Raw genomic sequence first — 14,841 nt, 5'->3', positions numbered from 1 at the left:
GCGCTGGACTAAACAAAGGCCCCCTTTTAGGGGGCTCACACAAAGCCACCTTCTTTAGAAGGTGGTAATTTACTTCTAAAACTGAGAGAAAAAGGGTTAAAAAGCGAAAAGTAAATTAACGGAAAATACGCTGTCTGCTTTGCTTAAGCCTTCAGGCACTTTATCGTGATACTGACGAGAGTGCGCCAGTTTCAGTGCAATATCTTCAGTAATATCATTGGTTACACTGAGTTCACTATCAGTACGTGTGTTACTTCTACCTGTTACCAACGTAATATCAGCTGCGAAACTTAAATTATCCAACGCATGCCAAGTTGTGTTGATATTTCCTCGAAAAATGCCTTCTCTAACGATATCGGGAAAGACAATATCGTCATCATCTATTTCGTCTAAGTTTGGCTCTTGATAGCGAAAACCAGGGCCTACCTCTACCTCTAAAATGAAGTTCTCAGTGTAGGAGAACTGGTAACCCAAACCACCTGACAACGTATAGTCTTTAAAATAAGCACTGTAGCGAGAATCCACCCCTTTAAAGCTGCCATACAAATATGTCTTAGGGCCTAACTTGTAGTCACTCTGTAGGGAGTAGGTGGATGAGCGTTTGTCTTCTTCACCGTCTTTGTACAAGTTGTAGTACTTCCATTCACCATTAGAACGGTGTCGACCTGACGTATATTCAGCACTCAAACGAGCATTCAGGGAACGAGAGTCCGTGTTACCTGTGTGAGCTTGATAGCCGAACTCCACCTCGGTTTTTAGTGGGTCGGGTACATCAATATTTTGCTCTGGCTGTACTGATTCGTCAGCATACGATGCACTAGCGCACAGTAGGCTAAAGCTAAGTAACCAGTATCGGGACACATCAACCTCGAACGTAATCAAAAAGGAGGGGCATGATACTGATACAGATATTTGGTTGGGTCAATGGTAGGTTAATTTTTATTAGAGCTAGGCGGAAGAACCAGGCTATTACCCGGGTGGTTCACATGATGATTTCTTAACAAGTAATTGTCGCTTCGGGGAAGCATCTCAGCTAGGTTAAGGTTATAATCGTGGGTCAATAGTAGTTATCGAGCAAAGTCATGGCGGAAAACAGAAATCGCAAACCTTCAGACAGTCAGGTCGACGCAATCAAAGTGCCACCTCACTCACTAGAAGCCGAGCAATCAGTAATTGGTGGTCTTTTACTGGATAATGAACGTTGGGACACCGTTGCCGAACGTGTTGTGAGCAGTGATTTCTATAGTCGTCCACACCGCCTGATTTTTGAAGGTGTAAAAACCATTCTTGAAGCGGGTAAACCTCTCGATCTTATTACTTTATCGGAATATCTAGAGCGTCACGAGTTGTTAGAAGATGTAGGCGGTTTTGCTTACCTCGCTGACTTGGCGAAGAATACGCCAAGTGCAGCTAACATCAATGCGTATGCTGATATTGTCGCTGAGCGCGCGATTGTTCGTGGCCTTATTGGTGTCGCGAATGAAATTGCGGACGCGGGCTATGACCCTCAAGGTCGCAGTTCTGAAGATTTAATAGACATGGCGGAGAGTAAAGTTTTTGCTATCGCCGAGTCTCGAACTAGTGAAAACGAAGGACCACAAAACGTCGACAACATCCTTGAAAAGACGTTAGAACGTATCGAGTTGTTGTATAAAACGCCACAAGATGGTGTTACCGGGGTCGATACCGGTTTCACAGACCTCAATAAGAAAACCGCAGGTTTGCAAGGCTCTGATTTGGTGATTGTCGCAGCGCGTCCATCGATGGGTAAAACGACCTTTGCGATGAACTTGTGTGAAAATGCGGCCATGCAACAAGAAAAGCCCGTACTTATTTTCTCGTTAGAGATGCCAGCTGAACAGTTGATGATGCGTATGTTGGCCTCTTTGTCTCGTGTTGACCAAACCAAGATCCGTACGGGTCAGCTAGATGACGAAGATTGGGCGCGTATTTCTTCTACTATGGGTATCCTGATGCAGAAGAAAAATATGTACATTGATGATAGCTCTGGTCTAACTCCGACCGAAGTGCGTTCGCGCGCTCGCCGTATCGCTCGTGAACATGGCGGTCTATCTATGATCATGGTCGACTACCTTCAGTTGATGCGCGTGCCTTCGTTAACTGATAACCGTACTCTTGAGATTGCTGAGATCTCTCGCTCTCTTAAGGCGCTGGCAAAAGAGCTAAATGTGCCTGTTGTGGCACTGTCGCAGCTAAACCGTTCCCTAGAGCAACGTGCGGATAAACGACCAGTAAACTCGGACTTGCGTGAATCCGGTTCCATCGAGCAGGATGCCGACTTGATCATGTTCATCTACCGTGATGAGGTTTATCACCCAGATAGTCCGTACAAAGGTACGGCCGAAATCATTATTGGTAAACAGCGTAACGGTCCTATCGGCTCTGTTCGCCTCACTTTCCAAGGTCAACATTCGCGTTTCGACAACTACGCGGGTCCTGCATTCGATATTGATGATGAGTAATTCCATGAGCTATATGAAAGCGGCCAAGGCGTGCATTGATTTGTCTGCGTTGCAGCACAACTTACAGCGCGTAAAAGCTCAAGCGCCACAAAGTAAAGTGATGGCTGTCGTCAAGGCCAATGGTTATGGTCACGGATTACGTCATGTCGCAAAACATGCTAACCATGCGGATGCGTTTGGCGTGGCTCGCATTGAAGAAGCATTGCAACTGCGCGCTTGTGGAGTAGTAAAGCCGATTCTATTGCTAGAAGGTTTTTACTCTCCTGGTGATTTACCTGTTCTTGTGACGAACAACATCCAAACCGTGGTGCACTGTGAAGAGCAGCTTATCGCCTTGGAGCAAGCAGACCTTGAAACTCCGGTTGTCGTGTGGCTGAAGATTGACAGTGGCATGCACCGCCTTGGGGTTCGTCCTGAACAATATGACGAGTTTGTAACGCGGCTGAAGGAGTGTCCAAATGTAGCGAAACCGTTGCGTTACATGAGCCACTTTGGCTGTGCAGATGAGCTGGATAGCGATATTACCCCACAACAGATTGAGCTGTTTAAATCGTTGACTTCTGGTTGCCAAGGGGAACGTTCACTGGCGGCATCTGCGGGGTTATTGGCATGGCCTCAAAGCCATTTAGATTGGGTTCGTCCGGGTATTATCATGTATGGTGTGTCGCCATTCGATGACAAAACGGCGCAAGATCTTGGGTATCAGCCTGTCATGACACTTAAATCCCACCTTATTGCGGTACGTGAAGTGAAGAAGGGCGAAAGTGTTGGCTACGGTGGTATTTGGACCAGTGAGCGAGATACAAAAGTTGGGGTCATCGCTGTAGGGTATGGCGACGGTTACCCAAGAAGTGCTCCAAACGGTACGCCGGTGTGGGTTAATGGCCGTAAAGTACCTATTGCAGGTCGAGTTTCCATGGATATGCTGACGGTCGATTTGGGACCAGACGCAACGGATAAAGTCAGCGACGAAGCGATTCTTTGGGGGAAAGAGCTCCCAGTAGAAGAAGTGGCGGGTCACATTGGTACGATTGCGTATGAACTCGTGACTAAGCTAACGCCTCGCGTCGAGATGGAATACTCCAAATAAACAACGAAAGGCTAACCCAAGGTTAGCCTTTGTTTTATCTACTCACCGTTAATCGTAGCAATAACGCGGCGGCCGCCACCAAAGTCTCGATGCTCACCCAAGTAAATACCTTGCCATGTTCCTAAAGCTAATCGACCATTTTGGATTGGTACCGTCACACTACTGCCAAGCAGTGATGCTTTAATATGTGCCGGCATGTCGTCGTCACCTTCATAGGTGTGCTGATAATAAGGAGCACGCTCTGGCACAAACTTATTGAAGTGCGCTTCCATGTCCATACGCACGGTTGGATCAGCATTCTCATTTAAGGTCAAACTGGCGGAGGTGTGCTGAATAAATAAGTGTAATAAACCTACTGAAAGTTCGTTTATTTGTGGTAATTGTTGTTCAATTTCATCAGTTATCAGGTGAAAACCGCGGCTTCTCGCTTTTAATTGTAGTGTTTTTTGTGCCCACATACGTGTTCCTTTGGAAATTTATAAATTGGCGTCTATCCTATTCCAATTAGAGCCTGTCATTAGTAAATGATATGATTCTTGTCATCGTAAATGAATTGTTCAATTTCAGGGCAGGGAACGTGACCTAACTCAATGTGAGTGTAAAAGCTCTCGGTCATAATTGGCGCCTGAAAAAAAATTACAAAGACTTGTTTTGTGGCAATTTGCCCAAACATCTAATTTATATTCTATTTGCTAAATCGGGGATTCCACAGTTTTCGCTAGACTGTAAGGAATGGAACCTACTGTAACATCGGGATAAAGACCATGTTGAAAAATATCAATCCAACGCAAACACAAGCTTGGAAAGCGCTAACGGCGCATTTCGAATCTGCACAAGATATGGATCTTAAAGAGCTGTTTGCTCAAGACGCAGCGCGTTTCGACAAATACTCTGCACGTTTCGGCTCAGACATCCTAGTCGATTACTCAAAGAACCTCATCAATGAGGAAACTCTGAAGCACCTGTTTGCTCTTGCGAAAGAGACCGAGCTGAAATCTGCAATTGAAGCGATGTTCAGTGGTGAAGCGATCAACCAAACAGAAGGTCGCGCTGTTCTTCACACTGCACTACGTAACCGCGCTAATACTCCAGTTATGGTAGACGGCGAAGACGTAATGCCAGCAGTGAACGCGGTTCTAGAAAAAATGAAATCATTCACTGAGCGCGTTATCGGCGGTGAATGGAAAGGTTACACAGGCAAAGCAATTACTGATATTGTGAACATCGGTATCGGCGGTTCTGACCTTGGCCCTTACATGGTGACGGAAGCTCTAGCGCCATACAAAAATCATCTAAACCTTCACTTCGTATCTAACGTTGATGGTACACACATCGTTGAAACGTTGAAGAAAGTTAACCCAGAAACGACGTTATTCTTGATCGCGTCTAAGACGTTTACAACGCAAGAAACCATGACTAACGCGCACACTGCTCGTGATTGGTTCCTAGAATCTGCGGGTGATCAGGCTCATGTGGCTAAACACTTTGCTGCGCTTTCAACAAACGCGACAGCCGTGTCTGAATTTGGTATCGATACAGCGAACATGTTTGAATTCTGGGACTGGGTTGGTGGCCGTTACTCACTATGGTCTGCGATCGGTCTATCAATTGCACTAGCAGTAGGTTTCGACAACTTTGTTGAGTTGCTTGATGGTGCTCACGAGATGGACAAGCACTTCGTATCAACAGATCTAGAAAGCAATATTCCAGTGATTCTTGCTTTGATTGGTATTTGGTACAACAACTTCCACGGTGCGGAGTCAGAAGCTATCCTACCTTACGATCAATACATGCACCGTTTTGCAGCATATTTCCAGCAAGGCAACATGGAATCAAACGGTAAATACGTTGACCGTGACGGCAATGCTGTAACTTACCAAACTGGCCCAATCATTTGGGGTGAACCAGGTACCAACGGTCAGCACGCGTTCTACCAGCTAATTCACCAAGGTACTAAGCTTATCCCATGTGACTTCATTGCACCTGCAATTAGCCACAACCCAGCTAGCGATCATCACCAAAAACTGATGTCTAACTTCTTCGCGCAAACTGAAGCTCTAGCGTTTGGTAAAAATGAAGAAACCGTGAAAGAAGAGTTGGTGAAAGTAGGTAAGAATGCTGAAGAAGTGGCAGCGATTGCGCCATTCAAAGTGTTTGAAGGTAACCGTCCAACAAACTCTATTCTAGTGAAGCAAATCACGCCTCGTACGCTAGGTAACTTGATCGCAATGTACGAACACAAAATTTTCGTACAAGGTGTTATCTGGAATATCTTCAGCTTTGACCAGTGGGGCGTGGAGCTAGGTAAACAACTGGCTAACCAAATCCTACCTGAGCTTGCAGACGAGTCTCAAATCAGCTCGCATGACAGCTCAACAAACGGTCTAATCAACGCATTTAAAGCGTTCAAAGCTTAATGTTTGAATAGATAAAGAAAAGGTCAGCAAATGCTGACCTTTTTATTGCCTGAGGCAAAAACAAAATAGGTTGGCCAGTGCCAACCTATTTTTTCTCTTTTATTCGAAGCAAATTTCGATAAAGGCATTTCCCCATTGGGAAGAGAAAGGCATGATAATAATTGAGCCTTCACACTTGTGGCGAATCGTATGACCTCGGCCCGAAACCACAACCGGTGTTGCCATATCAAAGTCAAAACCACTTTCCGCCAGAATGCGTTTCGCACCACCAGTAACCATGTTGGTGATCTCACCCACCATATCGGTCACTTCTTCATTGAGCCCATTTGGACGTTCACCAAGCATGTTCTGCATGATTTCTAGGGCGAGTGCTTCATCAAAGGTGATCGACATTGAACCACGAGTTTGTGGGCCTACCATACCAATCAGACCAGAAACGTCACCTCGTGCGATCTCATCTTTTTTGATTCGCGGTTTTTGTGGCTTCAGCTCAAGAGAAGCCATAGTTTTTAGCACGTTCATTAAAGAAGCTAAAAACGGGTTTACAAATTCAGCGCGCATAACGTTCTTCTATACTTTTTCTTTCGTCTCGGAGGAACAGGCCTGGCATTCACCATGAGTTTCAATAACTTGGTTGGTCAGTTTGAATCCATGCTTCTCGGCGTTTTCGGCTAACAAGGATATCAGCGTCTCATCTTCGAGTTCAACGACATCACCACATTTATCGCAAATTAGTAATTGGAAAAAGTGCTGCTGAGTATTGAAAGAACAACAAGTAATAAAGCTATTTGTCGATTCCACTCGGTGGATGAAGCCTTGTTCTAGGAGAAAATCTAATGCTCGATAAACAGTGGGCGGCTTAGCCTGAGGCTCACTCTCTTTTAGTTGCTCCAATAGCTCATACGCACTTGAGGCGCGGCGATTAGAACAAATGAGTTCAAATACGCGTCGGCGTTGCGGAGTCAGTCGTACTCCACGCTCTGCGCAGATACTTTCAATTTGTTCAATGATTGTTGGGTTCAAACCTTTCACCATAACTATCGGACGTGCTCTATGATAAATCATTTCTATACGAAGTTCGTTTAGAAATGCTTCATTTTACCCACTATCAGAACGAAAATCATGAATTAAAGCAAGTCGGTGGTGGTGTGAAGGCGGAATAATCATCACAGAATGAATCAACGAATGACAGATTCGTATTACTTCTGCGTATTCCTAAGCACTTGGCTAGCCAGCCAACCAAATCATTCTCGCTGAAACTAGCACCCAGAGGTGCTTGGGTATACAATACCCGACTTATTTTTTGAGCGTACTGCTGCGCTCGACCTTGGCAACATAAAAACGGGTGTTTATATCATGACTCATTCTTGCAGGCTCTCCGTAGCACCAATGTTAGATTGGACTGATCGTCATTGTCGCTACTTCCATCGCTTAATGACCAAAGAAACCCTGCTGTACACTGAAATGGTGACGACAGGTGCGATCATTCATGGAAAAGGAGATTTCCTGGCTTATAACGAAGAAGAGCATCCGTTAGCCCTTCAACTTGGTGGTTCAAACCCAGCAGATTTGGCTACGTGTGCCAAGCTAGCGCAAGAGCGTGGCTACGATGAGATTAACCTAAATGTGGGGTGTCCATCTGACCGCGTACAAAACGGTCGATTTGGTGCTTGCCTAATGGCTGAACCGCAGTTAGTTGCGGATTGTGTCGCAGCAATGAAAGACGTGGTCGATATCCCTGTAACAGTCAAGACTCGCATTGGTATTGATGATCAAGACTCTTACGAATTCCTAACGGACTTCGTTTCTATTGTTTCAGAAAAGGGTGGCTGTGAGCAGTTCACTATCCATGCTCGTAAAGCTTGGTTAAGTGGTCTAAGCCCAAAAGAAAACCGTGAGATCCCACCATTGGATTACCCACGCGCTTACCAATTGAAGCAAGACTTCTCACACCTAACGATTGCGATTAACGGTGGCGTGAAATCATTAGAAGAAGCAAAAGCACATCTTCAGCATCTTGACGGTGTGATGATTGGTCGTGAAGCATACCAAAGCCCATATTTACTGGCATCGGTAGATCAAGAGTTGTTTGGCTCTAATGCTCCAGTGAAGAAACGCAGCGAAATTGTTGAAGAGATGTATCCATACATTGAAGCGCAATTAGCGAAAGGTGCGTACCTTGGTCATATTACCCGCCACATGTTAGGTTTGTTCCAAAGCATGCCCGGTGCTCGTCAATGGCGTCGTCATATCAGTGAAAATGCGCACAAACCAGGTTCTGGTCTAGAAGTATTGCAAGACGCGCTAGCTAAGATTCCAAAAGAATTGAATGTGTAAAATTCGCCAGTGAATGGCTAAAATTACCAACTAAAGAATGATAAAGCCAGAGTGCAGAAATGCCTCTGGCTTTGTTTTTTATTAAAAATCATAATCTTAACTTCGTTTCTGTAAGTTGGTATGGAAACTGCTCTGTTTATTGAAAACAAATGGAGAAGTGATTATGTTGGAGCTAATCTTTATTTTAGTCTTTGCGGCGACCTTGTTGGTTACGGGTATCACAATGATGACCGTATTCGCAGCAACTGGTATTGCGTTAGTTGTGATGTTTTTACTGGGAATGGTTGGAGCGGTACTTAAACTATTACCATGGTTAATCGTGATTGCATTGGGTATTTGGTTCTTCAAGAATTACGTCGCTCAGCCCCGCTATAAATAATGAGTAACATCATTTAGTTGATGGAGAGGCGTGAGAATATGGTATATTTCCTCTCACGTCCTCTACGTGAATATCAGCTATCTCGGAGTAAATACTACATGACAAATAAAGCGAACATCGCTTTAACGGCATTATCGTTGGCAGTATCTTTTCCTGTTTTTGCAGAGTACTCTGTATCGACAAAAGTCGGCGCAGAGGTATGGGCTGCCGACACTAAAGTTAATGAAGTGAGACGAGATAGCAGTACCGCAGGCACTTTTTACGCGGCGATTGAACATGATGTTAAATATGTCCCTAATGCGCGCCTTCGTTACTCAAGTGTTGATGCGGATTACATGGGGTTCGATAAGCTCGATTTAACCTTGTATTACCACGTTCTAGAGCATGATTTATTGCACTTTGATGCGGGTCTCACGTTCAGTAATTTAAGTGACACTAAATACATTGATGCTGGCTCAAGCAGGCGTGTAGAAGAATTTGATGAGCTGATTTGGGCTTGGTATGGTTACGCAGAAATTCAAGTTCCGGATACAAACTTTGATGTGATTGGTGAGATAAACTTTGGTGACAACAAAGGTATCAAAAGCACCGATTTCATGGCAGGTGTTCAATACAATGTACCGCTCGAAAAAGCTCGACTGGCTTTTCGTGGAGGTTACCGTGTGATTGATTTAGAGTCCGATAAATTCATGTCGGATCTAGGGAAAGAGTTTATTTTTGCTAACGGCTTCTTTGTGAGTGCGGAATACGCGTTCTAAATTCAGCCATGTTAGATATTCGATTTACTTAAAACGTCGCTTTATAAGCGGCGTTTTTTTATATCACTTCATTATATCTAATCGAAATTTCTCCCTATTTGGCTGACTTAGACCATGCTTACCTAGGAGCAATGTGAAAGTTAAAGCAGGGATAGCGATGACAATAAATGAACTAAGACATCTATTCCGTGAAAATCAGCTTATCGAAGCGATTATTGAGCCTGCAATCCAAGAGGGTGGTTGGGTTGTAGAGTTCAGACATGCGCGCGGTGGTTTTGTTTTTCTAACGGACAGTCACGGCGAAGAATGTCTTTATGAAGATTTGGATACTGCGTCAAAATCGGCAATGGCAGTAGGCTTTCAACAAGTCCGCATTGAAGATCGATGAGCAAAAAGTAAGCCGTTCTTACTTCCAAAAAGTTATAAAACATTCACTTCTATTCTTTCTTGTTATTAAGGAGAGTGGGTACTCTATCGTCACGCAATGAATAGGGATGTCGTGATAATGTCTTTTCAAAAGAATGAGTATTCTCACAAGAATGTGTCTGAAGATAATAATGGGCAAGGAGGAAATCCTCCAATCGCAAGCCCTCTGAATGACCAACAAATTAGCTCACTCCAACAAACTGTCTCTGAGTTGTCTTCACAGCAACTTGCTTGGGTCAGTGGGTATTTTTGGGGATTAGCTCAAAATCAACCAAACACAGCGGTAACGCCAATTGCACAAGCAACGGCAGCCGTATCAGCGAAGCCAGCAGGTAAGTTGAGTATTATTTTTGCTTCCCAAACGGGCAATGCTAAAGGTGTTGCTGAAGCTCTGGAACAGGAAGCAAAAGCAGAAGGAATTGCAGTCGAACTTTTTGATGCAAGCGATTACAAAGGTAAAAACTTAGCCAAAGAAACGCATGTCATTATTGTGGCATCGACTAACGGCGAAGGCGAAGCGCCAGACAATGCCATTGAGCTACATGAGTTTTTGCAATCGAAGAAGGCTCCTAAGCTGCCAAACCTGCAATATGGTGTTATTGCATTGGGAGATTCTAGCTACGAGTTCTTCTGTCAGACCGGTAAAGACTTCGACACTTACCTATCAAAGCTAGGCGCGACTCCATTTATCGAGCGTCTTGATTGCGATGTGGATTATGAAGCCCCCGCAACTGAATGGCGTAAGAATGCGTTAGACAAGGTAAAAGATACACTTTCTTCTGGCTCTGAAGCGGATGTGGTTCAACTTCCTGTGGGTCAAGCTGCGACTGCGCACTCTCCTTACAATAAACAAAATCCGTACACTGCGACGTTACTGACCAGTCAAAAAATCACGGGCCGTGACTCTGGAAAAGACGTTCGTCATATAGAAATCGACTTAGAAGGCTCGGGCTTAACGTATCAGCCAGGTGATGCACTAGGTGTGTGGTTTGAAAATAGCTCGGAACTTGCAAATGCCATTCTTGGTAAGGTCGGTTTGTCTGGGGTTGAGACTGTTGACGTTGATGGTGAAAGCTTGTCAATCCACAGTGCTCTCGTGAGTAAATATGAAATCACAACATCTAACCCGCAGCTCATCACAAAGTTTGCCGAGTTATCCGGTAGCAAGAAGCTACAAAAGTTAGTTGAAGATAAAGATAAGCTTCGCGAGTACTCTGCAAATACTCAAATCGTTGATGTACTGGCAGAAAAGAAAACCAAGTTAACCGCAGATGAGTTGATTGGTTTGCTTCGTCGTCTTACTCCACGCCTTTACTCTATTGCATCAAGCCAAGAAGAGGTCGATGAAGAAGTACACCTAACGGTTGCTTTGGTTGAGTACGAACAAAACGACGAAAAACGATATGGTGGTGCGTCTAGTTTCTTAGCTCAGCGTCTCGAAGAGGGAGATGAAATTAAAGTATTTGTTGAGCATAACAACAACTTTAAACTGCCGGAAGATGATAGTACTCCAATTATCATGGTTGGTCCTGGCACAGGGATCGCACCATTCCGTAGCTTTATTCAGGAACGTGAAAACCGCGATGCTGAAGGCAAAAACTGGTTGTTCTTTGGTGATCGCACGTTCACTCAAGACTTCTTGTACCAAGTGGAATGGCAAAAGTATCTCAAGTCAGGAGTACTAAGCCGATTGGATGTTGCCTTTAGTCGTGACCAAGTAGAAAAGGTTTACGTACAACATCGCATCTTAGAAAACGCAGCTCAAGTGTGGCAGTGGATCCAAGAAGGCGCTTATATCTATGTCTGCGGTGATGCAACGCGTATGGCAAAAGATGTGCACGACGCATTGGTTATCGTTGCTGAACAAGAAGGCAAGATGCCGCGTGACGATGCAGAACAATTTATTAATGACCTACGTAAAGCGAAACGTTATCAGAGGGATGTTTACTAATGACTTTTTCTACGGACAATAATAAGCAGGTTGTATTAGGTGAAGAGTTAGGGCCGCTATCTGATAACGAGCGCCTGAAGCGAGAAAGCAACTTATTACGTGGCACTATTGAGCAAGATTTACAGGACCCTATTACAGGTGGCTTTACTGCCGACAACTTCCAGTTAATTCGTTTCCACGGTATGTATCAACAAGACGATCGTGATATCCGTAATGAACGCACAAAGCAAAAACTGGAACCATTACATAATGTGATGCTTCGTGCTCGTATGCCTGGAGGCATCATCACGCCAACGCAATGGTTAGCGATCGACAAGTTCGCAACGGAGCACTCTTTATATGGAAGTATTCGTCTGACGACTCGCCAAACGTTCCAGTTTCATGGGGTATTAAAACCGAATATTAAGTTGATGCATCAAACGCTCAACAGTATTGGCATTGATTCGATTGCAACCGCGGGTGATGTAAACCGTAACGTGTTGTGTACCACTAACCCAGTGGAGTCAGAGTTACACCAAGAAGCTTACGAATGGGCGAAGAAGATCAGTGAGCATCTATTACCAAAGACGCGCGCTTATGCAGAGATTTGGCTAGACGGTGAAAAAGTAGAAAGCACAGAAGAAGACGAACCGATTCTAGGCAAGAACTACTTACCACGTAAGTTTAAAACCACAGTGGTTATCCCACCGCAAAATGACGTAGATGTACACGCTAACGATCTCAACTTCGTAGCGATTGCAGATAACGGCAAGCTGGTTGGTTTTAACGTCCTGGTCGGCGGCGGCTTAGCGATGACGCATGGCGATACATCAACTTATCCGCGCCGCGCTGACGACTTTGGCTTTATTCCGCTGGACAAGACACTTGATGTTGCCGCAGCTGTAGTAACAACTCAGCGCGACTGGGGTAACCGTTCAAACCGTAAGAACGCAAAAACCAAATACACATTGGATCGTGTAGGTAGCGATGTCTTTAAAGCGGAAGTCGAGAAACGTGCTGGTGTTAAGTTTGAGCAAAGCCGTCCATATGAATTCACAGAACGTGGTGACCGTATTGGCTGGGTAGAAGGAATTGATGGTAAATATCATTTAGCGCTTTTCATCGAAAATGGTCGCTTATTAGACTTTCCAGGTAAACCACTTAAGACGGGTGTTGCTGAAATTGCCAAAATCCACAAAGGCGATTTCCGCATGACAGCAAACCAAAACCTAATTGTTGCGGGTGTACCTAAAAACGAAAAAGCGAAGATTGAAAAGATCGCTCGTGAACATGGCTTAATGGACGACGGCGTAAGTGAACAGCGTAAGAACTCAATGGCTTGTGTTGCTTTTCCAACTTGTCCGCTAGCGATGGCAGAAGCTGAACGTTTCCTTCCTCAGTTTGTTACTGATGTTGAGGGGATTCTGGAGAAGCACAACCTACCAGAAAATGACAACATCATTTTGCGTGTAACTGGGTGTCCAAATGGTTGTGGTCGCGCAATGTTGGCTGAAATTGGTCTAGTTGGCAAAGCGCCGGGTCGTTACAACTTGCACCTAGGTGGTAACCGTGCCGGTACTCGAGTACCAAAAATGTATAAAGAGAACATCACGGATAAGCAAATCTTAGAAGAGATTGATCTGCTGGTGGCTCGATGGTCGAAAGAGCGTGAAGAAGGCGAAGCCTTTGGCGATTTCACTATTCGTGCTGGCATTATCCAAGAAGTGCTCGTATCAAAGAGGGACTTTCATGCTTGATTCTGTAGCATCCAAGCTGGAGCTCACAGAGTTACTGACATTAACAAAGACGGAGCAAATCCTCCGTCTTGCTCAAATTAATGTCGAGCTCGAAAAGCTTTCAGCACAAGAGAGAGTAGCGTGGGCTTTAGATAATCTAGAAGGCGAGTTCGCGGTTTCTTCTAGTTTTGGTATTCAAGCCGCGGTTATGCTTCATTTAGTTACTCGCGCCAAAGCGGACATCCCCGTCATTCTAACCGATACTGGTTACCTGTTTGCTGAGACGTACCGATTTATCGATGAGCTGACAGATGCTCTCAACCTAAATTTAAAAGTTTATCGAGCCAAGGAAAGTGCGAATTGGCAAGAAGCTCGATATGGAAAATTATGGGAGCAAGGCGTAGAGGGAATTGAAAAATACAACAAGCTCAATAAAGTTGAGCCGATGCGTCGAGCGTTAAAAGAGCTTAATGTTGGAACGTGGTTCTCTGGACTGCGTCGAGAGCAAAGTAAATCTCGTGCAGGTTTACCGATTCTATCAATTCAGAACGGTGTGTTTAAATTTCTACCAGTAATTGATTGGACTAATAAAGACGTTCATTACTACTTAGAACAACACGGCCTTAAATACCACCCATTGTGGGATGAAGGTTACCTTTCAGTTGGTGATACACATACCACTCGTAAATGGGAGCCGGGAATGTCAGAGGAAGAAACTCGATTCTTTGGCTTAAAGCGAGAATGTGGCCTACACGAAGATGATGGCTCTGAACAAGATGGGTCTGGCATATAGCCATAATACTCTTTAAATAGAGTTTAGGTTAAGTTTAATAAAGATAGCTGCAATAAAGCAGCTTTCTTTATTTATGGTACTTGAAAAATACGTCTCAAAGCACAACTCTGTGGATAAGTTGTGTGAGAGTTTGGGGTAAAGTTGAATAAATAAAGGTTTGATCGAAAACTCATCGTTTAACCATTGTTTTTGCAATTTTTGCAAAATAACACTTGCCAATGTGAGCGCGATCTCTATAATGCCTCCTCGTCGACAGGGCAAGGGCTCAGAAGGGTTTAAGCGAAGTTGATAAGGCTGAAAAGAAAAACGAAATAATTTGAAGAAAGTGTTTGACACGATAAATTATCTCGCTAGAATGGCCGCCTCTTCCGAAGTGATGTCAATCACAAAGAAGAGTTGCTCTTTAACAATATAGACCTATCAATCTGTGTGGGCACTCGTTGATGATAATCCAATTCGATACCTCGGTATCAAATTAGGTTTCAATGAAAC

At 44.4% G+C, this 14,841-nt stretch carries 14 protein-coding genes; 10 read left to right on the top strand and 4 right to left on the bottom strand.

The window, feature by feature from the left end:
* Nucleotides 1–96: 96 nt before the first annotated feature.
* Nucleotides 97–861 (bottom strand): DUF481 domain-containing protein, encoded by a 765-nt coding sequence (locus R8O11_RS23975; RefSeq protein WP_005381276.1) that lies wholly within the window; start codon nt 859–861, stop codon nt 97–99.
* 221 nt (nt 862–1,082) lie between these two features.
* On the opposite strand from R8O11_RS23975, the gene R8O11_RS23970 reads away from it, so the two are divergent.
* Together R8O11_RS23970 and alr are read left to right on the top strand one after the other, a co-directional pair.
* Entirely contained in the window at nt 1,083–2,483 is a 1,401-nt protein-coding gene (locus R8O11_RS23970; RefSeq protein WP_005382759.1) for a replicative DNA helicase, read from the top strand.
* Between the two features lie 13 nt (nt 2,484–2,496).
* Nucleotides 2,497–3,573, top strand: coding sequence for an alanine racemase (gene alr, locus R8O11_RS23965; protein WP_031777284.1), 1,077 nt, complete (start codon nt 2,497–2,499; stop codon nt 3,571–3,573).
* A gap of 38 nt (nt 3,574–3,611) precedes the next feature.
* On the opposite strand, the gene R8O11_RS23960 is transcribed toward alr, so the two are convergent.
* The gene (locus R8O11_RS23960; RefSeq protein ID WP_005381271.1) at nt 3,612–4,031 is read right to left on the bottom strand and encodes a secondary thiamine-phosphate synthase enzyme YjbQ; all 420 of its coding nucleotides are present in this window, start codon (nt 4,029–4,031) and stop codon (nt 3,612–3,614) included.
* Between the two features lie 306 nt (nt 4,032–4,337).
* On the opposite strand from R8O11_RS23960, the gene pgi reads away from it, so the two are divergent.
* A complete protein-coding gene (gene pgi / locus R8O11_RS23955) occupies nt 4,338–5,990 on the top strand; it encodes a glucose-6-phosphate isomerase (RefSeq protein WP_005381270.1) in 1,653 nt (550 codons plus the stop codon).
* 99 nt (nt 5,991–6,089) lie between these two features.
* Here the strand turns inward: pgi and R8O11_RS23950 are convergent, their stop codons facing one another.
* Both R8O11_RS23950 and zur read right to left on the bottom strand, forming a co-directional pair.
* Entirely contained in the window at nt 6,090–6,551 is a 462-nt protein-coding gene (locus tag R8O11_RS23950; RefSeq protein ID WP_005381269.1) for a chemotaxis protein CheX, read from the bottom strand.
* A gap of 9 nt (nt 6,552–6,560) precedes the next feature.
* Entirely contained in the window at nt 6,561–7,025 is a 465-nt protein-coding gene (gene zur, locus R8O11_RS23945; protein WP_005381268.1) for a zinc uptake transcriptional repressor Zur, read from the bottom strand.
* Between the two features lie 321 nt (nt 7,026–7,346).
* Between zur and dusA the strand changes: the two genes are divergently transcribed.
* The 7 genes from dusA (at nt 7,347) to R8O11_RS23910 (ending at nt 14,349) form a co-directional block, all read left to right on the top strand.
* A complete protein-coding gene (gene dusA / locus R8O11_RS23940; protein WP_017821727.1) occupies nt 7,347–8,327 on the top strand; it encodes a tRNA dihydrouridine(20/20a) synthase DusA in 981 nt (326 codons plus the stop codon).
* Between the two features lie 163 nt (nt 8,328–8,490).
* Nucleotides 8,491–8,706: an envelope stress response protein PspG gene (gene pspG, locus R8O11_RS23935; RefSeq protein WP_005381266.1), complete on the top strand. Its 216-nt coding sequence runs from the start codon at nt 8,491–8,493 to the stop codon at nt 8,704–8,706.
* Nucleotides 8,707–8,804: 98 nt separating this feature from the next.
* The gene (locus R8O11_RS23930; protein WP_005381265.1) at nt 8,805–9,464 is read left to right on the top strand and encodes a TIGR04219 family outer membrane beta-barrel protein; all 660 of its coding nucleotides are present in this window, start codon (nt 8,805–8,807) and stop codon (nt 9,462–9,464) included.
* Nucleotides 9,465–9,621: 157 nt separating this feature from the next.
* A complete protein-coding gene (locus R8O11_RS23925; RefSeq protein WP_005381264.1) occupies nt 9,622–9,852 on the top strand; it encodes a hypothetical protein in 231 nt (76 codons plus the stop codon).
* 117 nt (nt 9,853–9,969) lie between these two features.
* Nucleotides 9,970–11,841 (top strand): assimilatory sulfite reductase (NADPH) flavoprotein subunit, encoded by a 1,872-nt coding sequence (locus R8O11_RS23920; RefSeq protein WP_318194512.1) that lies wholly within the window; start codon nt 9,970–9,972, stop codon nt 11,839–11,841.
* A complete protein-coding gene (gene cysI, locus R8O11_RS23915; RefSeq protein WP_047104170.1) occupies nt 11,841–13,577 on the top strand; it encodes an assimilatory sulfite reductase (NADPH) hemoprotein subunit in 1,737 nt (578 codons plus the stop codon). Before R8O11_RS23920 ends, cysI begins: the two co-directional genes overlap by 1 nt.
* Entirely contained in the window at nt 13,570–14,349 is a 780-nt protein-coding gene (locus R8O11_RS23910; protein ID WP_005382748.1) for a phosphoadenylyl-sulfate reductase, read from the top strand. The genes cysI and R8O11_RS23910 overlap by 8 nt, the downstream gene beginning before the upstream one ends.
* The last annotated feature ends 492 nt before the right edge of the window (nt 14,350–14,841 follow it).

It is taken from the genome of Vibrio sp. 1288, assembly GCF_033344475.1.
The sequence above is the reverse complement of the archived record's forward strand: the minus strand, read 5'-3'. Positions and strand labels throughout refer to the sequence as shown.

Bases quoted from the DNA above. Each gene is read 5' to 3' on its own strand.
- R8O11_RS23970 (WP_005382759.1), top strand. From the start codon at position 1,083: ATGGCGGAAAACAGAAATCGCAAACCTTCAGACAGTCAGGTCGACGCA.
- alr (WP_031777284.1), top strand. From the start codon at position 2,497: ATGAAAGCGGCCAAGGCGTGCATTGATTTGTCTGCGTTGCAGCACAAC.
- R8O11_RS23960 (WP_005381271.1), bottom strand. From the start codon at position 4,031: ATGTGGGCACAAAAAACACTACAATTAAAAGCGAGAAGCCGCGGTTTT.
- pgi (WP_005381270.1), top strand. From the start codon at position 4,338: ATGTTGAAAAATATCAATCCAACGCAAACACAAGCTTGGAAAGCGCTA.
- R8O11_RS23950 (WP_005381269.1), bottom strand. From the start codon at position 6,551: ATGCGCGCTGAATTTGTAAACCCGTTTTTAGCTTCTTTAATGAACGTG.
- zur (WP_005381268.1), bottom strand. From the start codon at position 7,025: ATGGTGAAAGGTTTGAACCCAACAATCATTGAACAAATTGAAAGTATC.
- dusA (WP_017821727.1), top strand. From the start codon at position 7,347: ATGACTCATTCTTGCAGGCTCTCCGTAGCACCAATGTTAGATTGGACT.
- pspG (WP_005381266.1), top strand. From the start codon at position 8,491: ATGTTGGAGCTAATCTTTATTTTAGTCTTTGCGGCGACCTTGTTGGTT.
- R8O11_RS23930 (WP_005381265.1), top strand. From the start codon at position 8,805: ATGACAAATAAAGCGAACATCGCTTTAACGGCATTATCGTTGGCAGTA.
- R8O11_RS23925 (WP_005381264.1), top strand. From the start codon at position 9,622: ATGACAATAAATGAACTAAGACATCTATTCCGTGAAAATCAGCTTATC.
- R8O11_RS23920 (WP_318194512.1), top strand. From the start codon at position 9,970: ATGTCTTTTCAAAAGAATGAGTATTCTCACAAGAATGTGTCTGAAGAT.
- cysI (WP_047104170.1), top strand. From the start codon at position 11,841: ATGACTTTTTCTACGGACAATAATAAGCAGGTTGTATTAGGTGAAGAG.
- R8O11_RS23910 (WP_005382748.1), top strand. From the start codon at position 13,570: ATGCTTGATTCTGTAGCATCCAAGCTGGAGCTCACAGAGTTACTGACA.